At 40.1% G+C, this 23,497-nt stretch carries 26 protein-coding genes; 10 read left to right on the top strand and 16 right to left on the bottom strand.

The features are described from left to right. Positions 1-7 precede the first annotated feature (7 nt). A complete protein-coding gene (locus tag NA23_RS04625; RefSeq protein WP_033190929.1) occupies positions 8-937 on the bottom strand; it encodes a DDE-type integrase/transposase/recombinase in 930 nt (309 codons plus the stop codon). 131 nt (positions 938-1,068) lie between these two features. Between NA23_RS04625 and NA23_RS04620 the strand changes: the two genes are divergently transcribed. Then, positions 1,069-1,725: a hypothetical protein gene (locus tag NA23_RS04620; protein WP_033190930.1), complete on the top strand. Its 657-nt coding sequence runs from the start codon at positions 1,069-1,071 to the stop codon at positions 1,723-1,725. A gap of 62 nt (positions 1,726-1,787) precedes the next feature. On the opposite strand, the gene lepB is transcribed toward NA23_RS04620, so the two are convergent. Genes lepB through ffh form a run of 8 tightly spaced genes read right to left on the bottom strand, consistent with a single transcriptional unit; the run spans position 1,788 to position 6,770 of the window. Further along, a complete protein-coding gene (gene lepB / locus NA23_RS04615) occupies positions 1,788-2,690 on the bottom strand; it encodes a signal peptidase I (RefSeq protein WP_052107020.1) in 903 nt (300 codons plus the stop codon). Between the two features lies 1 nt (position 2,691). Continuing rightward, positions 2,692-3,039, bottom strand: coding sequence for a 50S ribosomal protein L19 (gene rplS / locus NA23_RS04610; RefSeq protein WP_033190931.1), 348 nt, complete (start codon positions 3,037-3,039; stop codon positions 2,692-2,694). Between the two features lie 24 nt (positions 3,040-3,063). Continuing rightward, a complete protein-coding gene (locus NA23_RS04605; protein WP_033190932.1) occupies positions 3,064-3,648 on the bottom strand; it encodes an RNA methyltransferase in 585 nt (194 codons plus the stop codon). Further along, positions 3,638-4,378 (bottom strand): tRNA (guanosine(37)-N1)-methyltransferase TrmD, encoded by a 741-nt coding sequence (trmD, locus tag NA23_RS04600; protein ID WP_033190933.1) that lies wholly within the window; start codon positions 4,376-4,378, stop codon positions 3,638-3,640. The genes NA23_RS04605 and trmD overlap by 11 nt, the downstream gene beginning before the upstream one ends. Beyond that, positions 4,375-4,908: a ribosome maturation factor RimM gene (gene rimM / locus NA23_RS04595; protein WP_033190934.1), complete on the bottom strand. Its 534-nt coding sequence runs from the start codon at positions 4,906-4,908 to the stop codon at positions 4,375-4,377. The genes trmD and rimM overlap by 4 nt, the downstream gene beginning before the upstream one ends. Further along, positions 4,905-5,129: a KH domain-containing protein gene (locus NA23_RS04590; protein WP_033190935.1), complete on the bottom strand. Its 225-nt coding sequence runs from the start codon at positions 5,127-5,129 to the stop codon at positions 4,905-4,907. The genes rimM and NA23_RS04590 overlap by 4 nt, the downstream gene beginning before the upstream one ends. A gap of 2 nt (positions 5,130-5,131) precedes the next feature. Further along, positions 5,132-5,407, bottom strand: a complete 276-nt coding sequence (gene rpsP / locus NA23_RS04585; RefSeq protein ID WP_033190936.1) for a 30S ribosomal protein S16 — start codon at positions 5,405-5,407, stop codon at positions 5,132-5,134. A 58-nt stretch (positions 5,408-5,465) separates the two neighbouring features. Continuing rightward, positions 5,466-6,770 carry a signal recognition particle protein gene (gene ffh / locus NA23_RS04580; protein WP_033190937.1) on the bottom strand — a complete coding sequence of 435 codons (1,305 nt, stop codon included), beginning with the start codon at positions 6,768-6,770 and terminating at the stop codon, positions 5,466-5,468. A gap of 337 nt (positions 6,771-7,107) precedes the next feature. Between ffh and NA23_RS04575 the strand changes: the two genes are divergently transcribed. From NA23_RS04575 to NA23_RS04535, 9 genes are all read left to right on the top strand, one after another. Further along, positions 7,108-8,445, top strand: a complete 1,338-nt coding sequence (locus NA23_RS04575) for an MFS transporter (RefSeq protein ID WP_052107021.1) — start codon at positions 7,108-7,110, stop codon at positions 8,443-8,445. Positions 8,446-8,583: 138 nt separating this feature from the next. Beyond that, the gene (locus NA23_RS04570; RefSeq protein WP_033190938.1) at positions 8,584-9,003 is read left to right on the top strand and encodes an FKBP-type peptidyl-prolyl cis-trans isomerase; all 420 of its coding nucleotides are present in this window, start codon (positions 8,584-8,586) and stop codon (positions 9,001-9,003) included. Positions 9,004-9,037: 34 nt separating this feature from the next. Further along, a complete protein-coding gene (pelF, locus tag NA23_RS04565) occupies positions 9,038-10,429 on the top strand; it encodes a GT4 family glycosyltransferase PelF (protein WP_033190939.1) in 1,392 nt (463 codons plus the stop codon). Between the two features lie 61 nt (positions 10,430-10,490). Next, complete coding sequence (locus NA23_RS04560) at positions 10,491-12,674, top strand: DUF2194 domain-containing protein (protein ID WP_249477146.1); 2,184 nt, start codon at positions 10,491-10,493, stop codon at positions 12,672-12,674. A 63-nt stretch (positions 12,675-12,737) separates the two neighbouring features. Further along, the gene (locus NA23_RS04555) at positions 12,738-13,508 is read left to right on the top strand and encodes an RMD1 family protein (protein WP_033190941.1); all 771 of its coding nucleotides are present in this window, start codon (positions 12,738-12,740) and stop codon (positions 13,506-13,508) included. A gap of 94 nt (positions 13,509-13,602) precedes the next feature. Further along, positions 13,603-15,129, top strand: coding sequence for a bifunctional UDP-sugar hydrolase/5'-nucleotidase (locus NA23_RS04550; protein WP_033190942.1), 1,527 nt, complete (start codon positions 13,603-13,605; stop codon positions 15,127-15,129). A gap of 113 nt (positions 15,130-15,242) precedes the next feature. Continuing rightward, positions 15,243-15,758: a transcription repressor NadR gene (locus NA23_RS04545; protein WP_145974447.1), complete on the top strand. Its 516-nt coding sequence runs from the start codon at positions 15,243-15,245 to the stop codon at positions 15,756-15,758. A gap of 18 nt (positions 15,759-15,776) precedes the next feature. After that, positions 15,777-16,301, top strand: coding sequence for a cysteine hydrolase family protein (locus NA23_RS04540; RefSeq protein WP_033190944.1), 525 nt, complete (start codon positions 15,777-15,779; stop codon positions 16,299-16,301). 209 nt (positions 16,302-16,510) lie between these two features. Beyond that, positions 16,511-18,160, top strand: coding sequence for a DEAD/DEAH box helicase (locus NA23_RS04535; RefSeq protein WP_052107022.1), 1,650 nt, complete (start codon positions 16,511-16,513; stop codon positions 18,158-18,160). Positions 18,161-18,224: 64 nt separating this feature from the next. Here the strand turns inward: NA23_RS04535 and NA23_RS04530 are convergent, their stop codons facing one another. The 7 genes from NA23_RS04530 to NA23_RS04500 are packed head-to-tail and all read right to left on the bottom strand — an operon-like array spanning position 18,225 to position 23,342. Beyond that, a complete protein-coding gene (locus NA23_RS04530) occupies positions 18,225-18,911 on the bottom strand; it encodes a metal-dependent hydrolase (protein ID WP_033190945.1) in 687 nt (228 codons plus the stop codon). A 38-nt stretch (positions 18,912-18,949) separates the two neighbouring features. After that, positions 18,950-19,399 (bottom strand): hypothetical protein, encoded by a 450-nt coding sequence (locus NA23_RS04525; RefSeq protein WP_033190946.1) that lies wholly within the window; start codon positions 19,397-19,399, stop codon positions 18,950-18,952. Positions 19,400-19,417: 18 nt separating this feature from the next. Next, complete coding sequence (locus NA23_RS04520) at positions 19,418-20,527, bottom strand: NADH:ubiquinone reductase (Na(+)-transporting) subunit F (protein ID WP_033190947.1); 1,110 nt, start codon at positions 20,525-20,527, stop codon at positions 19,418-19,420. A 20-nt stretch (positions 20,528-20,547) separates the two neighbouring features. Next, the gene (locus NA23_RS04515) at positions 20,548-21,144 is read right to left on the bottom strand and encodes an NADH:ubiquinone reductase (Na(+)-transporting) subunit E (RefSeq protein ID WP_236938608.1); all 597 of its coding nucleotides are present in this window, start codon (positions 21,142-21,144) and stop codon (positions 20,548-20,550) included. Then, the gene (locus NA23_RS04510) at positions 21,141-21,776 is read right to left on the bottom strand and encodes an NADH:ubiquinone reductase (Na(+)-transporting) subunit D (RefSeq protein WP_033190948.1); all 636 of its coding nucleotides are present in this window, start codon (positions 21,774-21,776) and stop codon (positions 21,141-21,143) included. The genes NA23_RS04515 and NA23_RS04510 overlap by 4 nt, the downstream gene beginning before the upstream one ends. 1 nt (position 21,777) lies before the next feature. After that, the gene (locus tag NA23_RS04505; protein WP_033190949.1) at positions 21,778-22,386 is read right to left on the bottom strand and encodes an FMN-binding protein; all 609 of its coding nucleotides are present in this window, start codon (positions 22,384-22,386) and stop codon (positions 21,778-21,780) included. Next, positions 22,383-23,342 carry an RnfABCDGE type electron transport complex subunit D gene (locus NA23_RS04500; protein WP_033190950.1) on the bottom strand — a complete coding sequence of 320 codons (960 nt, stop codon included), beginning with the start codon at positions 23,340-23,342 and terminating at the stop codon, positions 22,383-22,385. The genes NA23_RS04505 and NA23_RS04500 overlap by 4 nt, the downstream gene beginning before the upstream one ends. Positions 23,343-23,497 lie beyond the last annotated feature (155 nt).

Raw genomic sequence — 23,497 nt, 5'->3', positions numbered from 1 at the left:
GATGCTGTTAACTTGTAGTGATGGAAGACAATAGAACACAGATAACACGCGCAATATCATTGTTGTTCAGTTTCAAGAGATTTCTCACTACACAAAAGCTGTTCACGTACATTGGAAGATTGTCAATATTCTTAAATCCACGCTTGGCTCGTACAAAGTCTTGGAATAACGAAAACTTCGATTCACATTGATTGTTCTGCCCAAGTCTCACAACTATATGGTTGATATTCTTGTATAGTATCTTCACTGCACCATACGCACCAAGTCCATCAGTGATTAGTTCGATTTCTCTTTCGTTGTTACCAAAGAACTTCTCTAACAATATCTTCACTTGACCCATATCGCGATATTTGGATACATGCCAAGCAACAATAAGATTCGAATCGTGCTCAACTAAGAACCAAACGTAGTACTTTTTGGATTTAAACAAAACGACAGTTTCATCACCATGGACTTTGAAAGCATCTACAGGAACGAGGATGGAAAAGAAACAAGACAACTTAAGGATCCACTTGTAGATAGCGACATGAGAGACTTTGATATTAAGTGAGTCTCTGATGGAACGCAAGGACACAGCTTTGAAATAAAGGACGAAGGCTTTAAGGACAATAAAGATAGGGAAACGGAAGAACTTGAAAGAGTCGAAAGGAAGAGGGACAAATTGAGGTAAGTTAGTTGGGATTTCGTCTCTGGTATGGCAAGAACGGCAACGGAACTTAACGAAGGCTTTTTTGATTTTGTGGATTTGCATAGTTTTTCCACAGACAGGGCATTTAGGATAAGGGAAAGAGAAGAGCTTGTGTTTTTTTGAATGAACAAGTCTGAAAGTGCGCTTACAGTCTTTGCAAAAGTATTGTTGGTTACCGTACTTATCATGACCGTTTTTGTAGATGTTGGTAGAGCCGCATTTGGGGCAAGAGACTACAGAATTTTGCATAGTGGAGTACCTCCTTTTTGTGAGAATTGATGGTGGGGGGTGTTCCACTAATAAGAAGATAATACGGTTTTTGGAAATTTTCAATACTTTTAGTTAACAGCATCACTTTTTTACTGGGGAGGTGCAATCGTGTGTTATTTGAAAATAACTGGCTTCTGTGGACTTTAGTTATACTTTCCGTACTGGCTGGGGGGATTTTACTTTTTACCTTCCTCCAGCAGGATCAATATCAATGGATAACTGCCGATGGAGTGAAAATTCAGAGCATACCAAAAGAAGCCACAATAGTCTTCGTGAATAACAGTATGGAAAAAAGAGTCGCTGAGCTTTACAAGGCCGGTAAACTTATTACTTTCAGAGGTGAAAGTATAAGCGGTGGAATTGACACCGTTACAGCGAGAGAAAAAGCAAAAATGAATGCATTTAAGGAACTTGCTGAATATTTCAATGCTAAGATCCAAACTTTTGCAACACTTGTAGAAGGACAGTTACAAAGCGTTTCTGAGCCAAAAAGTCAGCAAATCAAAAGCATAGCTTTAGATGCTTATAAGCGCGTTACTCAAATGTTTTCAGGAGCACAAGTTTCTGGTGCCTATGTGTACGCGATATGGGAAGAAAGAGTCGGTTCCCTTGTCTATACGTACGTACTGCTTGTTTTCGACCCAGCTGGGGCTATAGAGGCGCTGAAACAAAACGAAGAGATTAACAGACAGATTGAAGAACTCGGAAAATCGGGTGTGGATTTCTTCAAAGCGTTGAACTCGGTTATTGAAGAGGCGAAGAAGTAGAAAGGATAAAAAAGATAAAAAAGCGGGATGATTTCAATTTCATCCCGCTTTTTATTGTTCAACTATCTCGCCGGCTCTATGAGTGGTTGTACAGGTCCGAAAGCACTGAATGGCCACACTCTTAGAATAGGCCTACCAACGACACAAACTTTTGGGACAAACCCAAAGTATCTGCTGTCTAAACTCTGGGAAGAATTGTCGCCCATAAAAAAGTAGAATCCTTTTGGAATTTTCACATAGACCTGCCCATTCTCTTCCCAAACGTATTCTGAGAGTTCTATCCCGTTAGGTTTGAGATAGCGCTCGACAAACACTGTGTAGTCAATACCGTAAGGAACAGGATCTAAACCTCCAAGGATACTGAAAACGATGTTGGCAAGTTCCGTTCCTTCCTGAGATGCGAGTTTAAAAAGATAAGCTTTGTATTCTTCTTTATTGCTTTTTACTTTACTTGCTTGCGCCAAATATTCCCATAGTTTTGGATATTTAAAGATACCGTCTTTTGTGTAGTTAACACTCTTCAAATGTTCGGGTATTTTACCGTTGACGAACAATTTCCAGTTGCCATCAACCTCTTTTAGGGTTATTACATCACCTTCTTTGGCGACCAACCTCTTGACGTATTTCACAGAACCTTTGAATTGCTTGGGAGTGAATAAATCCATAAACTTGTCGAACGCACGTAACATCTGCTGGGCACGTTCGTCGGGAAACGGGGTGTAAAAGACGACGATTTCGCCGATTTCAGGTTCACGTGAGAAATAAGTTATCTTTTCTACAAAAAGACGGTCCCCCACGTTTATTGTGGGGACCATTGATGGTGTTGGAACGAGCATCGTTTCAAATACAAAGACTCTAATAATCGTTGCAGCGACGATAGCGTATATTAGCGTTATAATTATCTCTTTTGCTACGTTCTTACCCTTCTCTATCTTTTGACTTTCGGATGTTTTTTGTGAGGGCATTTTATTTTCTCTCCTTAATTTTCACCTTGCCCTTGACATTTCTGAGGTAGTAGAGTTTCGCCCTTCTTACTCTACCTTTTCTGAGTACCTCTATCTTTTCGATGGTTGGAGCGTAAAGTGGGAATATCCTTTCAACCCCAACACCGCCTGCTGCAATTCTTCTGACTGTAAATGTTTTGCTAATGCCGGAACCTCTGATTGCTATAACGATACCTTCGTAAGCCTGAATCCTTTCTTTGTCTCCTTCTCTAACTTTAACGTGAACTCTTACCGTGTCCCCAGGTCTAAATTCCGGAACTTCTTTGAGTTGACCTTTTTCGATGATTCTCACAAGGTTGTCCATGCTCATATGTATAACCTCCTTTTCAAATTCTTATTTTTCCGTTTTTTCCAGAACAGCTTCCCCAATTAATCTATCAAGGATTATTGCAACAGCTGCTCTGACAGATAAGTGGTTAAAATCACTCTTTCCTCTAATTGGTTCAAGAGAATAATCACACATCTCTTCGAGCTCTTTCGGCATTCCCCAACCGGTTCCAAAAAGCAACAAGATGGGGCGTTGCTCGTTTAGAACCAGTTTTCTGCCTTCTTCGTACGTTATTGTGTTTGGCCTAACCTTTGCCGATGTAAACATTAGTATGGGTTTTTGGCCCTCCATTTTTTCGATATCTTCGATAACATCTTCAATGTACGATTTAAGTTCAACAATAGATAGGGCGTCTGAACGGTTTGGATTGTAAGTCTTCCCAAAGCCATCAGTCCAGTAACCGAGCACTTTTTTAACGATGTCTTGCTGTGCTGGTAGGTGTGTAACGACGTAGTATTTCTTGACGTTGTACGTTCGTGAACTGCGTGCTATGTCATGAATGTCAAGGTTTGTCACCGCTGTCGTTATGATTCTCCCATCTCTTCCAAGGACAGGATAGTGGATCAGTGCTGTGTATATCTTATCGAGCATCTTTCATCAGCTCCTTGAAAAGGCTTATTAGAGCCTTTTTATCCAACTCATCGAACTGGTGCTTTAGGAATAAGTCAGGTCTCTTTAGCATCGTCTTTTTCAGAGATTCCTTCCTTCTCCAAAGTTCTACTTCTTCGTGGTTCCCGCTTACAAGCACCTCAGGAACGGTCAATCCATTGATTTCCCTTGGCCTTGTGAAGTGTGGATAATCTAATAAATCGTTGTAGAAAGAGTCATTTTTAACGGATTCTTCTTCCACAACACCAGGCACAAATCTGGATACAGCATCTACTATAATCATCGCGGGAAGTTCTCCGCCTGTTAGGACATAGTCACCAATTGAAATCTCATCATCTACAAATTTCATAACACGTTCATCGATTCCCTCGTACCTACCGCAGATGATCACAAGTTGTTCTCTGGTAGCTAATTCCATTGCAACTTTGTTGTCGAACCTTCTTCCCTGTGGTGAAGTGAGGACAACGTACGGCTTTCCATAGTTGCTTGTGTAGAACTCGAAAAAACGAAAGAACGGCTCCGGTTTCATAACCATTCCAGGACCGCCACCATATGGATAATCGTCTACGACCTTGTGCTTGTCCGTTGTGAAGTCCCGTAAGTTGAATACATCAATTTGTAAAAGACCGTTCTCTACTGCTTGAGCAATTACTCCGTATTCTTTTATAACCTTAACAAAATCTGGGAATATGGTGACGATACCTATTCTCACTCCAACCACTCCGGCATCTTTACGTGGATTTTTTTGGATTCTTTGTCTATCTTAGTGACGTACCTTTCTATAACTGGTATGAGAACTTCCTGTTTGTCTTTTCTCACAACTAAAACATCGTTGTTTCCAGTTTCTATGATATCTTCAACAATTCCAACTGAGTTGCCATTCTCATCTAAAACTTCACATTCAAAGAGCTCGAAAAAGTAGTATTCACCGTCTTTAGATTTCGGGAAGAAAGATTTATCAACGTACAAAACAAAACCCTTAAGCTTTTCTGCTTCGGATATCGTATTAACACCAGCTACGTGGATAATGTAATAATCGTGTGCTTTTCTGCTTGTCTCAATGCGTATAACAGCAAACTTTTTCTGTGATTCATTGTAAGCAATAACTTCTGTAAGTTTTGAAACCAGTTCTGGCATGTTTGTAAAAAGGTGTAATTTCAAGTCGCCCTTCAAGCCATGCGTGTTACTCAACACACCAAGGGCTACCTTGTCCTTTAGTAATTCTTCAACCTTTTTCATCATCTTATCACCTTCAGGATGAAGTCAGAATCATCGGCCATTGCAGAGAGCAAAATTTTAATGGATTTAATTGTTCTACCGTCCTTGCCGATTATCTGACCTACATCCTCAGGATGTACCGAGATATCGAAAACCTTTTTTCCGTCCTCGGTGTACTCAACAACTACCACATCATCGGGATGTTTGGCTATAGCTTTGAGGACGTACTCAAGAAAATCCTTCACACTTATGCCTCCTTCTTGGCTTTGGCAGCTTCAAGCTTTTCGTAGAGTCCTAATTTACCAAGCAACTTTGAAACCGTTTCGCTTGGTTGAGCACCTTTGAGCATCCATTCAACAGCTCTGTCGATGTCAACCTTTACTTCGTAAGGTTCTTTAAGTGGGTTGTAATAACCGAGACTTTCGATGTAGGCACCGTCTCTCTTCTTCTTCTGGTCAACGACAACGATCCTGTAGAATGGTTGTTTCTTCTTTCCCATGCGTGTAAGTCTAATCCTAACCACCAACAACACCTCCTAAACGTTCTTTGTGATGAGATTACTAAATTGCAGTTTTTACGCTCTAAAACTTCATACCTTTCAAACCAAACGGCAACTTTCCTTTTTTCATCATCTTCATTAACTTTTTCATTTCTTCGTAGGACTTAAGCAATTTATTTATATCTTGCACTGTTGTCCCGCTACCCATTGCTATCCTCTTTTTCCTACTCGCGTTCAATATAGCTGGGTTGTTCCTTTCCTCAGGGGTCATTGAATTTATTATCGCTTCGATTTTCTTCAGTTCTTTTTCACTCGTATTTAGGTCAACGTCAGGAGTACCAGGGAGAGCTTCTAGAATTTTCTCGATTCCCAGTTTCTTTATCTCTTTTATCTGCTCTCTAAAATCTTCTAGGGTAAACTCAGCCCTCATGAACTTTTCGCCCATTTTTTGCATTTTTTCTTGATCGAGTTCGCGTTCAACTTTTTCAATAAGCGATAGTACATCACCGAGGCCGAGAATACGATTTGCAATTCTGTCTGGGTAAAATTCATCGAAATCGTCTATTTTCTCACCGACACCAACGAATTTCACAGGCTTACCGGTGATGTATCTAATGGTTAGTATTACACCGCCACGGGAGTCACCATCGAGCTTTGTAATGACAAAGCCAGTGATACTAAGCCTGTCGTTGAACACTTTAGCTGAATTCACCGCATCCTGACCGGCCATGGCATCGACTGTCAAAAGTACTTCATCGGGGTTTACCATTTCCTTTATCTTTTCAAGTTCTTCCATCATTTCATCATCTATGTGCAATCGCCCGGCGGTGTCTAGAATTACTACATCGTATCCACTGTCTTTGACATTCTTCATAGCTTCTTCGACAATTTTTATCGCATTCTTTCTGTCACCTGTGATAACAGGAACACCGATCTTCTTTCCCAAAGTTTCAAGCTGGTCAATAGCGGCAGGTCTGTAAGTATCTGCAGCAACCAAAATAGGATGTTTACCTTGCTTTTTCAGGTAATTAGCGATTTTCGCGGCACTAGTTGTTTTTCCAGTTCCTTGCAAACCTACCATCATAACGTATGAGGGATGATGTATGAGCTTAAAAGGTTCTCTTTCACCAAGTAGTTTTATAAGTTCATCCCTGACAATTTTGATGAACATTTGGTCCGGTGTCAGAGATTTCAGGACCTCTTCACCAAGTGCACGTTTTTTAACATTTTCAACGAACTCTTTGACAACCTTGTAATTAACATCAGCAGCCAAAAGCGATGTCTTCACAATCTGTATCGCTTCTTCTATGTTCTTTTCTGTTATCTTTCCTTTTCCTGAAAGCACCTTAAAAGCATTCGATAACTTATCTCTTAGACCTTCAAACATGACATCACCCCACCGAATTCGTACAGAAAATATACTACAGTGTTACGCCAAAAAAATCAATTAACTGGACAATACTAAAGTAACACGATGGGAACTTTTGTGTGAATTTTCGGTGTCTTTCGTTAGATATGTTTACTTAACGTACGTATATTTTGTTACATAAAAGAAATATATGGTAATGAAAAACTGGTGGTATAATTTGACTGTGGCCTATTTATCTAATATATACTAACTAGGTCTTTTCTTAAGAAGTTAATAAATACGTTTTCATTCGATTAACCTGTATTACAAAACGCATTATATTATCAGACTCTTGGAAAATTTAGGGGGGAAGTGTTTGATTTGGCTTGTTAACATCTACACGTTCCTCATAGGGTTGTCAAGGGCGTTTTACACGGCGCTTTTCAACTTATACCTTAAAGACAATCAAATTAGTAATCAAATCATTGGTAACGCCACGTTTTACTATTCCTGGGGTCTTGCAATAGGTGGATTCCTATTTGCAAGTCTTTCAGACAGAATTGGTCGAAAGAAGACCATCCTTCTTACAATGCCTATCTATTCGCTTTTTGGTTTGCTGAGGCTATCTAATGTAACCGTGATTGGTTGGCTTTATGTTGTTTCGTTCTTTTTTGGATTTTTCGATACTTCGATAATCATGCCGACGATTTCGGTCATAGAAAATTCTGATGAAAAGAAGAGGCTTAGAAATTCGAATATTAACTTTGCAATCGTACTCTTAACAGGGGTCATTGGTTACTTTGGTGCCGGCTTATTTGCAAAGTCGATAGGTATCTTCCTAACGCTTGTTTTATCAATGGTTATAGCGTTGCTATCTACCATTCCTGTCTTCGCGTTTCCGAATGTAAAGCTTAGTAAGAGAAGGCCGAAGAAAGAAACACTTACACTTACTCAGAAAACGATGCTTATCTATTACTTGGCATCTGGAGCGTTAGTGAGTCTTGCGGCTGGAGTATTTATTAACTTCGGCAATGTGATTTTCTTAGACTTATTCGGCTTTTCAACTGTGGCAATTACAAACGTTCTTGCTATTTCTCAGCTATCAACAGCAGCAACGTCTCTCTTTTCGCATAAGCTGACGGCTAAGTACGGTTACAAATTCACTCTGTTCCTTGTGTACCTTGGCGTTACCATCCTAATATTTATGATGCCGATCTTTGTGCTCAATCCTTTTGTTTTTAGCTTAGCCTACGTACTAAGGTATGTATTGATAAACATTTCAACACCAATGTACATGGTGTTTTGTTTGTCTTACCTTCCAAGAACAAGTCTGGCAACTTATTCAGGACTCAGCTACTTTTTGAATAATGTAATGAGGGCTTCATCTGCACAGCTATTCGCGAGTCTTTCGAAGGGAGGAACAACGAACTATGCTCAACTTTTCTTTGTTTCGGGCTCGTTCTACTTTGTGAATACATTAATAACGTTACTTGCGTTCTACGTCACGTACAAACTTTCTACAAAGGAAGCGGTGGTTACTAATCATAAGACAGTAAATCATGAAAAAAATGGACGCAGAACAAACTCAAGCGTGAACAGAAATTATCTTACCTCATCTGCTTTAAGGAAAAGAAGAAATAGGAAAGCCAGTGTGCACCTCCACATGCCATCGTCCAGAATAATTCCTAATTCAAGAAAGTGGAAAGGAAAATAAAAACGAAGAATGCGAAAAAGAAATTTCATGAAGCGAGCAAGTATTATTGTGCATTTTCGATATTGGAATTTTCTTTTTCCGTTTAGTATGATATAATTGAAATAGGTTTTTTAAACTTTTTAAAGGATGTGAGTGTTTATGGGTATTAAGAGCGGTGATAAGGTGAAGATTCACTACACAGGTATGTTAGAGGATGGTCAGGTCTTTGACACTTCCTATGGAAGGCAGCCGCTGGAATTTGTCGTAGGTGCAGGACAGGTTATAGCAGGTTTCGAAGAAGAAATCATGGGGTTAGAAGTCGGAGACAAGAAGAAATTCACCATACCTTATGAAAAAGCCTACGGACCTGCAAGAGATGATTTGAAATTTTCTGTCCAAAGAAGTGTTTTACCAGAAGATGTTAGTATTGGCGATTTGCTCGAAGTCCATCAGCCCGATGGCAATTTTTTTGTTGTTCGTGTCGAAGAGCTCGGTGATGAAGTAGCTATTCTCGATGCCAATCATCCGTTAGCTGGGAAAAATCTGGTTTTTGAGGTTGAAATCGTAGAGATTTCGTAAAATTTCCTATCTGAAAGAAGGCATCCAAAAATTCATGCATGTATGCATTATAGTCGAGGGAACTTATCCGTATATAACCGGAGGGGTCTCATCCTGGATACAGATGTTAATTGAAAATATGCCAGATATTCAATTCGACGTCGTCCACTTAGCTCCATGGAAGTGGACGCGTCCTTTTGGTTATAAGATGCCGAAAAATTTGAAGCACATATACGAATATCTCCTTTTTTCAAGCGACTTCTCGAAAAAAGACATCGCTTTTAACGAAAGAGATTTGGTAAAGTACGTAAGGCAACTTATTGGACTGAAAGAAGAAAGAGCTAAGTTCTTCGCCAGTATATTGAGAACTGCAGCGGGTAAACACGTTGATTATATGTTGTTGAGCAAAAGTTTTTGGAATTTTTTGCAGGAGATCTACATTCGTTATTTCCACGAAGAAGGCTTCCCAGGGTTTTACTGGACCATTATCGGCTTCGTAATCCCTATTCTCGGTGCTATCCAAGCACTACCTCCAAAGGCTGACATCTACCACTCTACAACGACAGGTTATGCTGTTTTGAGTGCCCTCAGTGGAAAATATTACCATGGTGGAAAATTAATAGTCACAGAACATGGTATTTACCATAGAGAAAGGGAGATAGAGATTATAAAATCAACGAGTGTACCAGATGTGTACAAAAAGCCTTGGATAGAAATTTTTAAACTCATCAGTGAAACTGCCTATGCAGAGTGTGACGCGCTGACAACGTTGTTCGAGAAAAACCAGATATTTCAGTTTGAATTGGGTGCCGATTTCAAAAAAATGCGAGTTATACCAAACGGTATAGACGTGAAAAAGTTTTCAAGCATAAGTAAGGTAGAACACGATACCTTCAATGTGGCTATGGTTGGAAGAGTGGTTCCGATAAAAGATATTTTAACTGGAATAAAGGCTTTTGATGCATTAGTCAAGGAAATTCCGAATTCGCGGTTGTACATTATAGGTCCCACGGACGAAGATGAGGAATATTACCACAGGTGCTTAGAATTGGTTGAATTGTTAGATTTGGGTGAAAAGGTTATTTTTACCGGGAGAGCAAATGTGCTTAAATACTACGGAATGATGGACGTACTCTTGATGAGCAGCATATCGGAAGGACAACCACTTGTCCAACTCGAAGCTATGGCTGCAGGACTACCTGTTGTTGTAACAAACGTTGGTAATTGTCCAGAAATTGCGCTTGACCCTGATGGTCAGTCGGGATTCGTAGTTGAACCAAAAGATTACGTAGCAATGGCAGAAAAGCTGATCATTTTGGCAAAGGATAAATCGTTACGTGAAACTTTTGCACAAAATGGCAGAAAAGTGGTAAGTGAAAAATACACTTTGGAAAAAATGATAGATTCTTATAGAAGTCTTTACGAAGAGGTGTTAGGAAATGTGTAAAGCGTGCTGTGAGCATCGTAGGATCTTCAGCACTTTAACCTTGTTAATCTTCTTGCTACTGATGTTAGGAACATCTTCTTTTGTTGAAGCAAAAGCTTTGTTGCTGTACAAAGGGTCAGAGCAGGGTTACGGCTACAACATCCTCATGAAATATTTCGCACCGGTTTTGAAAGAACTCATCGAAACGTACGACGTACTAGATGTCGAATCGATAGATTTTCCGTCTATGGACCTCACTCCTTATAATTTGATAGTCACTTGTTATTACAGTCCTCAAATGGTAAACGCAAAAAGGTACTTGGAAAAATTGACCTATTTTGTCGTTAATGGTGGCAAGATTCTTATCGTCAACAACTTAGGAGCGAGTATTGATGCATCTGGGACTAATCACCCCGGGCTTGCTGAGATAAATTCTCTTTACAATTTACTCGGAATTTCTTACACATTTAGTTGGAAAAAAGTTACGCCACTTAAGGTAATCGTTGATAACAATTACTCAGCAGTAAGTAGTCTGAAATTTGAAAAGCTCAGAGATGTTGAGAGGTACAAACTGATAAGCCCTTATTCTAAGAGTTTGATACAAGTTCTTGCAGAAGATGGTAATACATATGATATGGCCATTCTTAGCAATCTCGGTGCAATAATAAGTTATAGCTATCTCTTCGACGATGATGGAAAACTCACGATTGACCTTCCACATCTACTTGCAACATTAATTTACGGTAGTGATGGTTCTTTTAGAGTTTTGGTGGTTGGCAAGGAGAACTACGAGTTGCAAAAAGCTCTGGATTATACATTACTTGATTACGACTGGAAAAGTTCCATCGTTCCGGTCCTTTCTAGTTACGACCTAGTGATACTTTACAACTGGGAATTTCCGATTACTGATGCAAAGTTGCTCAAATACATAATGGATGGTGGAACCGTTGCTGTTATAGGTAAGGGCAACACGCAAAAGCAGATTGACTCTTTAACATTGGACAAAGAACTCTTCCCGACGCCTCCAGATTTTTACATATCCTTTGCTAGGAACGTATCTTTTCAAATTCCTCCAAGTGGTGCCACTTTGCTTGTAACTTCATCGCAAGGTGACGGATTGGTTTGGAAAATAGTGTCTGGTTTGGGTCAAATCATATACTACCCGATCGACCTTGTGAGAAAAGAGCTTAGAGGGCTTTTAATCCAAAGCGTTCTTTCCCAGGTGCCTTTTTCCATACAACCCATAGTGAACAGCTGGTCTATGCATCTCGACGATTTCCCCTTACCAGCGTACAATAGGAAGCTGGATATCCTAACAAGAGAGTTTGGAGATATTACAGATAACGATTTTTATTACAACATATGGTGGCCATCAATGAAACAGCTGGCTGCAGAACTCGGGATAAAGTACACAACATTTTTTGTAGCGAATTACAACGCTGCGATTACCTGGCCTTTTAGCTTTCAAGAGTACGCAAATACACCACAACAACTTTTGGCTTTGAAAGAGTTAATTAACAGTAACTTCGAAATAGGTATACACGGTTACAATCACATCCCATTAACATCAGAACGCTGGAAAGCTGAGCAGCTTGATCTTGCACTTTCCATATTCAAGATTTTCCTTAAGAACACCTTAGGAGAGACATATGTACCTTATGCATACGTCGCGCCGGACAATATAATAGACGCTTTTGGTGTGGAAAGGTTGCTGAAGACATTCCCTAGTTTGAAAATTGTGGGAACTACGTACAGAGGTAGTGGAACACTATCGGAATTTGAAATACTCTTTGATAAGGTTGTCGTCGTACCAAGAACGACGTATGGATATTATCCAAAGGAGAAACTAATCGCAAACTCTGTTCTTTCTTTAATGATGTTAGGTACATACCAGTATTTTCTCCATCCGGATGATCTTTTCTCAAACGATCGTAATCCAGAAAAGAAAACATGGGCGGATATGTACGAAAGTCTAAGGTCTTTTCTCCTGACAATGAAACAATACTATCCCTTCTTGAGAAATCAGTGGGCATCAGAAAGTGGGGATACGATCTATATCTTCTTCAAAGAAAGACCACTTATCAAAAAACAACAAGGCAGACTCACCGTGGTTTTACCAATAGGTTATCACTTGCCAAGGTATTACTACTTTAGAAGTTCTGAACCTTTCGTCTTGACGGGAGGAAAGATCGTATATTCTTATGGAAATTTAACTATAATTGAACAGATCGAGAATATAATGGAAGTACGCAAGCAAGTGAAGTAGTGACAATGTGAAATCCAAAGCGCAAAAAAGACAGAATAGGTAAAGAAGTAGGAGGTTGGAATTTTGCAGTACAAATTTATAGCACTTGATTTAGGAGACGATATAGATATTAAAAGATTAATGCGAGAAAAGTCATCACATGTAGAGTATATAAGATGGGAAGAGCCTTTCAAGTTTAAGTATGCTCAAGGTACGGTGTTTGTTTATTCTTTCGGTGCGGTCGTGGGTTTAAATGTTCCAAGTACACAGTTCAACACCCTTGTTTCAGAGCTTGACGATTACGTTATAGGAATGGTTAAACATACATCGGCAGAGCTCTTGGAGGTCATACTAAACAAAGAAAAGGGAATTGAAGTTTCAGAAGACAAGGTGTACGTACCACGAATAGATGATGGGGTCATCTCAACTACCGCCTTTGTTTTAGCGCAAAGTGTCTCATTACACAGGATCGAACAAAAAACAGAACTGCTGATAGATGAGATTGAGAAATTTTTGTCCGAAAAGGGCAAGTTTGCTAAGGGGAAGAAGGCTTTAGGACTTGCGATGAAAATACTGAAAACAAGACATGAAATACTTTCGGACGTCATGATTCTTGATAAACCAGATATCACATGGGAGAGCGAACTTTACGACCAACTTTATCAAAAACTTTCAAGATATTACGAATTATCGAGAAGGTACAAGAACGTCACAACAAAGCTTGACCACGCCTTTGAAGTTGCCAGCGTGCTCCTTGAAATTCATGGTGAAAGTAAAGCGAATTTGTTAGAATGGATGATTATACTTCTGTTTGTTTTAGAAATCGCTATGAGTCTAATCGAAAAACTTTTTTAGTAGTTCCTGTGATGTTTGGATATTTTCTATCAAAATGCTATAATTATCTACCCGCAATACTTGAACCACATTTTAAAGAAGGAGGGAGAAAGTTATGAAGAGATATCTTGTTGTATTGTTACTCTTGGTCAGTCTACTTGCACTCGCGGTTAAGATTACGGTCTTTCATATCAACGATACACATGGTCATGCTTGGCCTTTCACCGATAGTGCAGGGAATATCATAGGTGGGTTCTCAACGGTAGCAACCATGATTGATGCTGAAAGGAAAGTCAATCCGTACGTCCTCTTCCTTCATGCAGGTGACATTAACACAGGAGTACCTGAATCAGACTTACTAAACGCACTACCTGATATATTCGTGCTGAACAGAATGAAACTTGATGCGATGGCCATTGGTAATCACGAATTTGATAAACCAAGAGACGTACTTCTCAGACAGATGAGCTGGGCCAAATTCCCGTTCTTAAGCGCAAACATATACAAAGACGGTAAGCCATACTTCACACCTTACATAATAAAGAACGTAGGTGGAATAAGAGTAGCGATAGTGGGATTTACAACGGAGCACACAAGGATTCTTGAAGGTCCAAATTCTGAGGATCTGGAATTCAAGAACGTGATCGAGGTTGCAAAAACGTTGATACCTGAAGTTAGAAAACAAGCGGATATTGTTATTGCACTAACGCACCTTGGTGTTGGTCAGGGATACTCCGAACTCTACACCACAGCAGACCAACTCGCTAAAGAGGTTCCTGGTATAGACCTCATAATCGACGGACACAGCCATACAGATCTCAAGCAGCCGATGGTCGTAAACGGTGTTCCTATAGTCCAGGCTTTTGAATGGGCAAAAGTGCTTGGAAAGGCTGATATACACTTTGAGGATGGTAAGGTAGTAAAAATTGAATGGCAGGCGATTCCTGTTGTACAGTCAAAGGTCGTTGGAAAAGATGAATCTGGGAAGAACATTTACCAGGTAGTAACGCCCGAAGCCCCGTATGTCAAAAATCCTCTTGACTACTTCAAGAAACTTGGCGGAGCGAAACTTGACACAGTTATAGGCTACACGGAAATCTTACTTAACGGTGAAAGAGCAGATGTGAGATCAAAGACAACTAATCTCGCCAACCTTATTACAGACTCAATGCTTTGGAAAACAGGTGCGGATGTTGCCTTGACAAACGGTGGTGGAATCAGAGCATCAATCAAGCCTGGTGAAATAAAGATCAGGGACGTTTTGACTGTGCTACCATTTGGAAATACTCTCTATGTCTTAGAAATGAAAGGTTCTGAGTTGTTGAAAGTGTTCGAATACGCCGCAACTGTACCGAATGGACAAGGAGCATTTTTGCAAGTTGCTGGTGCAACATGGAAAGCTGAAGGTGGAAAACTCACAGAAGTGCTCATAAAAGGTAAGCCGATAGATCCAGAAAAAGTCTACAAAGTCGTGACCAACAACTACATGGCCGCTGGTGGAGACGGTTACACGATGCTCAAAGGTCAGAAAGGGTACGATACGTTCTTTGTAATGGCCGATGTTGTGGTTGAGTACATTCAGAAGGTTCTTGGCGGAAAGATAACATCTTACGATGATAAGCCAAGGGTCGAAAGAAAATAAAAAACATTGCCGTTTTCAATAGTAGCGAAGGGCGGGACAAACCCCGCCCTTTCTTCTTTTCATTTGTTAACTTTTTCTGTGAAAAGGTGTATAATTGAACTGAGGTGATGGACATGGAAAGAAAGTATCAAATTTTGGAATTGCTTAAGAGGAGCAAGACACCAGTGAAAGGGAAATACTTAGCTGAGCTTTTTGACGTCAGCAGACAAATCATAGTTTCGGATATTGCACAGCTACGAGAAGAAGGCCATAGAATAGTTTCCACAAGAGATGGTTACATATACGATGCGGGAAATAAAGTGCGTAGAGTTGTTGCAGTAAAACACTCTTCGCAGGATATTTACGACGAACTTAAAAGGATCGTTGAAAATGGTGGAAAGGTTCTGGATGTTATCGTTGAACATCCTGTATACGGCGAAATTACTGGGAGGATTGATGTATCTACTTTGGATGAAGTGGAAAAATTTGTTTCCCTTTTAGCATCAAGTGGTACAAAACCACTCTCTGAGATTTCAAACGGAATTCATCTTCATACAATTGAAGCTCCGGATGAGGAAACTATGGAAAGGATTCTAAAAGCGATTGCTAAGTACAGGCTTTCTAACGAAAACACAGAATGCGAAAAATAACTTGCTGGAGGTGAAAATATGGAGGCGCTACTGATCGTTGATGTGCAGAATGATTTCGCAAAACCGGGCGGTGCTTTGTATTTCCCCGGTGCGGAGAATGTCATCCTTCCTATCGTCGAACTTGTCAAGGAGTTTAAACAAAAAGGATTACCGATTATTTATACAAGAGATTGGCACGAGGATAACGACTACGAATTTAGCATTTGGGGAGTTCACTGTTTACATGATACAAAAGGTAGTGAAATTGTGGATGAGCTGAAAGAAGCTCTGGAAGGATATGATAAAGTTTACGAAATAAAGAAGAGTAGGTACTCTGCATTCTATGGTACAAATCTTGAGAATCTGCTTAAAGATTTGAGTATTAAAAAGGTCCATGTTGGTGGTCTTGTAACACACATTTGTGTTCTTTTTACCGTTGAAGAACTGAGGAACAGAGGTATAGAAACGATTGTTTATTCCAATTGTGTGAATAGTTTCGACAAAGATATGCACAATTTTGCTCTCCGTGAGATGAAGGAAGTATTGCTAGCTCAGGTTGTCTGAAGTTTGAAGTGTAATCAATCTTAATCAAATGTTAATTGTACTTTGTTGAAAGTGTGTTAAACTTGCTTAGAATGTGCTCACAGAAAAGCACACCACTCCTTTCTCCTTGCGTGTGAAAATGACCACCCAAGTCAGGTTAACAGGTAAAGAAAGCAAGGTGAGGGGTGGAAAATTTCAAATCCCGCAGGGAAGAAAGGTAGGAAAAAGATATGATAAGAAGTGTTGAGGTTACGCAAGGTGCTGAAGCGGAAAACGGTTTCAAAGGTTTTGGTTTGAGTGAAGAAACACTCGGTGCGATTGAAAAGAAAGGTTATACTCAGCCAACGGAGATTCAGCGGTTAGTACTTCCCGTAGCGTTAAAGACAGACAAGGATATTATCGCACAAGCGCAAACAGGGACGGGAAAGACCGCTGCATTTGCTATACCATTACTTGAGCGTATCGACTTTAGAGCGGACAAAAGTGTCAAAGCTCTGATTGTAACACCGACAAGAGAGTTGGCGCTACAGATATACGAAGAAATAAAAAGCCTAAAAGGAAATCGACGTATCAAGGTGGCAACCGTCTACGGTGGACAATCAATGGAAAGACAACTCAAAGACCTTGAAAGAGGTGTAGATATCGTTGTAGGTACACCAGGTAGGTTGCTTGACCACATAAATCGTAAGACGCTTGATTTGTCAAATGTAAAATATCTGGTCTTAGATGAAGCAGATAGAATGCTCGATATGGGATTTCTGGACGATGTACTTGAGATAATTAAGCAAACTCCAGCTTCGAAGAGAACTTTTCTGTTCTCAGCAACAATGCCAAAAGAGATAGTAAATATAGCAAAAAAGTTCATGAGAGAGTACGAGCATATATCAACTGTTAAGGAAGAGCTTACGACTGAAAATGCCGAGCAGTTGTATTTCGAAGTTGAAGAAAGTGACAAATTACCACTTCTATGCAGAATAATCGACATGAACCCAGATTTTTATGGAATTGTCTTTTGCCAAACAAAAGCAGAAGTGGATGAAATTTCAAAGAAACTATCAGACCTTGGTTACAATGCTGATGGATTACACGGAGATTATTCGCAATCTCAAAGGGAAAGGGTTCTTGATAAGTTCAGAAAAAAACAGCTCAACATACTTGTGACCACGGATGTTGCGGCAAGGGGAATAGATATAGAAGGACTTACCCACGTTATTAATTACTCCGTTCCTAGGGATCCAGAGTATTACGTGCACAGAATAGGTCGGACGGGAAGAGCAGGTAAGAAAGGATTTGCAATCACATTCGTGACAAGAAGTGATTATTACCACTTCACGAGGGTAAAGAGATTTGCAAGAGCTAAGATTGTGAAAGACAAAATTCCAATGGTTGAGGACATACTAAGTAGACAACTCGAAGGTATTCTCAGCACCATTAGAAAAGAATCCCACGTTTCTAACGAACTTTTCAGGGAAGTTGCTCAAAAGCTGATAGAAGAAATGGGACCAACGGAAGCTGTCGAAATGCTGCTCCATACTTTGTTGAAAGAAAGAGTTGATGTTTCACGTTACGGGAACGTCAAGGCAAAAGATTTCTCAAAACAGTCACAAAACAGCTCTACTGTAAGACTATTTGTAGCTCTTGGTTCTTCTAAGGGGTTAGATAAGAAGAGACTTGTTGAATACATAGCCGAAAAGACCGGTGTAGAACCGAAGGATATAAACAACGTGCGAATTTTCGAGACTTATTCATTCATCGACGTTAACGAAGCTGATGCAGAAGTCATTATGAAAGTGCTGAACAAGAACGTTGGAAAAAGTGGCAGGTCTGCAAAGTCATCTAAACCTTTGGTCCAAAGAGCACGTGAAAAGAAAACAAATTAAAACCATACTTATAAATAAAAGGCTCGCGCAAGCGAGCCTTTTTTATAGACTTCCGCATTTCATATTACTGCATACATTCGATTGTTTCACCAGGCTTCATTATAATGCACTTAACTCCCATCTTCTCAACTTCGGTTTTGAATTTTTCAGGATCAGCTTTGATGATGTCCCAAGTGTTATAGTGCATTGGAACGACCACTTTAGGTTTTATCATTTCAACGGCTACTATGGCATCCTCGACATCCATGACAAAGTTTCCACCGATTGGAAGAAATGCAAGGTCTACACCTTTGATTAGTTCCATTTCTTTTGTTAATCCTGTGTCGCCTGCGTGGTATATGGTTTTACTTTCTGCTTTTATCAAGAATCCGCAAGGATTACCACCGTAAATCACCTTGTCACCCTCGTGAATCCCAGATCCATGGATAGCTGGTGTCAGTTTTACTTTGCCGAATTCAAAATAATAAACACCACCAACATGCATCGGATGAACCTTGCAACCTTTGGACTGGAGATAATTGCACAACTCGAAGTTGGCAATGACAGTTGCACCGTATTTTTTTGATAGTTCGACCGCATCACCAACATGATCTCCATGACCGTGGGTCACCAAGATGTAGTCCAACTTCGGTAGTTCGAATCCCTTTGGGTACGCAGGATTATCAGTGATGAATGGATCGATAATTACGTTGTACTTTCCTTCGATTTCGCTAATCAAAACTGCTGCGTGTCCTAAGAACGTTACTTTCATAGTTCTCTACCCCCCTTTGAAAAGTTTTTGCGTTCTATTTATTCATACAGCACGGCTTTTATTAAAGTTGGTTCTAGCCTGAATTTTGCGCCTTTACCCTGCAAGAAATGGTGAGCAGCAAGCAAGTGTATTGATAACTCACTGAACATGATTTCCTTACCGTTGTTTAAGTTCCTTACGACAGCAACCCTCTTTCTGAAAATTCCATCCTGGAACGGACATGGTAAAAATCCCCTTGCTTCATCCACTCTTATCTCCCATTTATCATATTTTATCGGTTCTCCAAGACCTCTCAAGCCCTCTTTCATAAGTTTTCTCATAAGCTTGGCTACCTCAACGAAATCTAATCCAAGGTATTGAAATTCTTCCTCGTCTGCTGTTATTATGTCTACAATATTTCTATCATCGTCTCCCAAAAAGCCGTCTGCTGTGATTTTTCCAGGTTTCATGTTCTCTTGAGCTTTAATATATTTGGGAGTCATTTTCATGCTTATCCCCCCTGTCAATTATGCGAATTTGTCGTAGTAAACATCTTTGATTCCGTGCTTGTCAAATACCTGTATACACGCGTTTATCATTCCTGGACTACCGCACAGGTATCCTTCCTTTGAATTGTCGGTTGGTATTACACTTGACAAATATTTATCCAAAACATTTGTAATCAACCCAACCTCGCCTTTCCAATCATCCTCAGGGAGTGGTTCTGAAAGGGCAGGGATAAAGTGGAACCTTGGCCATTTCTTTTCCAGCTCTTGGAATAGTTCCACGTAGTAGAGGTCTCGTTTACTTCGTGCGCCGAAGAAATACCAGACGTTTCTATCTGTAATTCCTCGTTCCCACATATCGAGAATGATAGACTTTATTGGAGCCATACCGCTTCCACCAGCTACCATGATCATGTCTGCGTTTGTGTCTCTCATGTAGAATTCTCCAAACGGACCTACAACTTCGACCACATCTCCCTCCTTCATGTACTTATGAACGTACGTGGTCGCTATTCCGCCTGGCACTAATCTTATCAATAACTCAATGTGGTTCTTATCGCTTGGAGAAGATGATATAGAATATGCCCTTTGCGTAGGTTCCTTTATGTTCTCGTACGGTGGAATGACCAACTGTACGTATTGACCTGCTTTGAAGTTTATCTCGTTAGGTTCGACCAGCCGAATCCGAACTTCTTTGATGTCATAAGTCACATCCTTTAAACTTTCGACTATACCTTTGAATTTCCTTATATTGAAAAGTTCTTCAGGTAAGTATATTTTTATGTCCTTTTTCAACTTTATCTGACAAGCTAAGCGGATATTTTCTTTGATTTCCTCTTTTGACATGTATGGTAATTCAGTAGGCAAATGTGGTCCCACATCAGAAAGCACTTTCACTTTGCATGCGCCACAACTACCCCGTCCACCACATGCTGATGGTACGAAAATTCCAGTTGAGCTAAGTGTTTGCAAAAGCGGTGCTCCACCTTTGACCTTGAGCTTCTTCTTTCCATCGTTTATATCAATTTCTACTTCCCCGTAGTTGTTAACAATACCATCAACGACAACAATCATCAAAGCAAGAACAGAACTGATTACGGAAACAACTAAAGGAGCAACGATTATTTCCATTGACATCACCCCTAATCTAATTACTGAACGTTAATCATACCTGCAAAGCCGATGAAAGCCATTGCCATAATGCCGATAGTTATGAGTGTTATCCCAACACCTTTAAGTGGAGCGGGCACCGGTGCATTTTCCGTCTTTTTTCTTATGGCAGCTAAAAGAACTATAGCAAGCCACCACCCTATACCACTGCCAAGCCCGAAAAGGACTGACTGAATAAAGGAATAATTTCTAAGTTGCATAAACAGGGCAACACCTAAAATTGCACAATTCACTGTTATCAAAGGTAAGAAGATACCGAGTACCATGTATAGATTTGGAGAGACCCTATCAATTATCATTTCAAGAACTTGAACAACAGCAGCTATCACGATGATGTAGATTATGTACCTAAGATATCCAAGTTCCATGGGGGTGATAACATACCTTTCCAAAATCCAGTTCAGAGCGGTTGTAATTGTCATCACAAGCGTTACAGCGATACCAAGCCCGTTTGAAGACTTCAGATCTTTTGAAATGGATATAAACGAACACATTCCAAGGAAATTAGTCAACAAAATATTGCTTGTGAAAATTGAGGCGAAAAAGAGAACCAACGGGTTAATATTTGGGTACATCATTTCTTTTCACCTCCTGATGGTTGACTTGTTTGGTTTACATCTTTCTTAATCTGCATTCCTCTTGCTATCCATACAAAAGAAGCCAGCACGAAAAATGCGCTTGGTGGCATAACCATTATTGTCCATTTAGGGAAGGAAGCAGGCAACACTTGGATTCCGAGAACCGTACCGAAACCCAGCAATTCCCTAAAAAACGCAACAACAACCAAAACAAACATGTATCCAAGGCCTGCGGTAAAGCCGTCCCAGAACGAAATAAGTGGTCTGTTTCCTTGTGCGAATGCTTCGGCGCGTCCCATAATGATACAGTTCGTGATTATCAAGCCAACGTATGGTCCAAGTGCTTTGCTCACATCAGGCACGTAGGCTCTGAGGACTATATCAACCATGATAACGTAGAAAGAAATAACGAGAACTTGAGTTATCATCCTGACTTTTCTGGGAATAAGGTTTCTCATTGCGGATATGGTGAAGTTGGAAAGGGCTGTTACGAGTGTGACACCGATAGTCATTATAAGCGTGTTTCTCAGATTGTTTGTGACAGCCAGCGTTGAGCATATACCCAGAATTTGTACAATTACCGGGTTTTCGAGCCAGAAGTTATTTTTCAGTATCTTTTTGAAATCAGACATATCAGTTCACCCCCAGTAATGACTTAAGTATAGGAATGTACGTTGCGATTATCTTTTCTATAGATTTGGAAGTCAAAGTTGCACCTGTTATCGCATCAACTTGACCATCATCTTTAGAGTCAGGTACCTTTGTTGTTGAGACTCCTACTTTTCCATCTACTATTGATTCATTTCTAAACTGTTCTTTGAACCAGTTTTCTTCTATTCGCCCACCTAAACCGGGTGTTTCGCTTTGAGATATGAAATCTATGCCTACAACCTTTGAAACATCGCTGTTTACAGCAAGAACGCCAGATATGTTTCCCCACAGCCCGCTACCGCTGAACAGTATTGCGTAAATCATGTCACCGTTCACCTCTGAAGAAAAAACCTTGTAGGAGTCCTTTGTTTCCACTTTAACTTTCGAGTTGAAAGTATTGATCGCGTCTTCATCGCTGGCATACTGAATTCCCATAGCATTGAGAACGGCTCGAATTGTGAATAACTCTTGATTTCTTTTAACCTGCTGCGCTGTTAACACATTTAATCCGGAAAGAACAACGAGAAAAATAAACGAGGTAATGAACGTAAAGACAACAGTGTAAACCTTACTTTCCCTGTCGAACTTCATGCTTCCACCTTCTTCCCAGAAGCATCGTTGCCAGCAGTAGTTTTGGTAACCTTCTTAGTTTTCTTGTCCTTGATAATTTCGTCCAGAAGCGGGGCGAACATATTTCCAATCAATATTGCAAAGCTCCAGCCCTCTGAGAACAGGGAGAAGGTTCGAATGATAACTCCGGAAACTCCAATAATTATTCCGTAAATCCACATCGACTTTATTTTCTTAGGTGCGGTAATAGGTTCTGTTGCCATGAATACCGTGACAAAGAGTAGGCTTCCAGAAACGATTGCAGGAAGTATAGGGAGTGCTTTCGCAACGTTGAAAACATCGAGCAAAAACGTAAGTAATACAGCTGAGCCATATGTTGAAACCATTAATCTCCAGTTCGCTGTTTTGGTCCATATCAGGTAAATTGCCGCCAGCAGTATTAGGAAAACGGGCGCTTCTCCTAAAGAACCAGCACGCCAACCGAGTAGCAGATTCCACATATTTCCGCCTTCCCCGTTTCTAAGAATCTGCAATGGTGTAGCGGAAGTTGTAGCGTCCAAACCAAACAAAGATGGTTTGAGCCAGCCGGTTGTCATGTAAAGTGGGAATGTTATATAAATGAACAACCTACCTACAATTGCAGGATTAAAAACATTTCTTCCAAATCCGCCGTAGACTTCCTTTCCAAAAGCTATGCCGAAGGCGATTCCAATTACTGCGACACAAAATGGGACAGATGGTGGTAGGGAAAGTAAGAACAGCATGGCTGTCACAAGAACTGCTTGACTTACGGGTTTGTTCTTGCGCTTTTCGAACAGGTATTCTACAAGAATTGCTGTTAAAAAGACCCAAAAACCAAGCCAGATTACTCTTAGTCCGTAAGCAAATATGGAAAACAAAAGTATAGGTGTGAGTGCATAAAGCATTTTCAACATCATCGGCTGTTTCTGGAACTTTACAAAATTTGTAGGACCCATTCGGACATCGCCCCCTTACACACGTGTTGGAATAAAAAACATCAAACAGATGCTGTTTCATACCAAGAAGATTATACCATAATTTTAACAGGGTCTAACATTGTCCATTACAAACGGTACGACAAAGTTTCAAAAGTTGAGAGAATAAGATATTT

The sequence above is a fragment of the Fervidobacterium islandicum genome (genome assembly GCF_000767275.3).
GTDB lineage: Bacteria > Thermotogota > Thermotogae > Thermotogales > Fervidobacteriaceae > Fervidobacterium > Fervidobacterium islandicum.
Note: the sequence above shows the minus strand (reverse complement) of the source record. Positions and strands in the feature narration are given on the sequence as shown.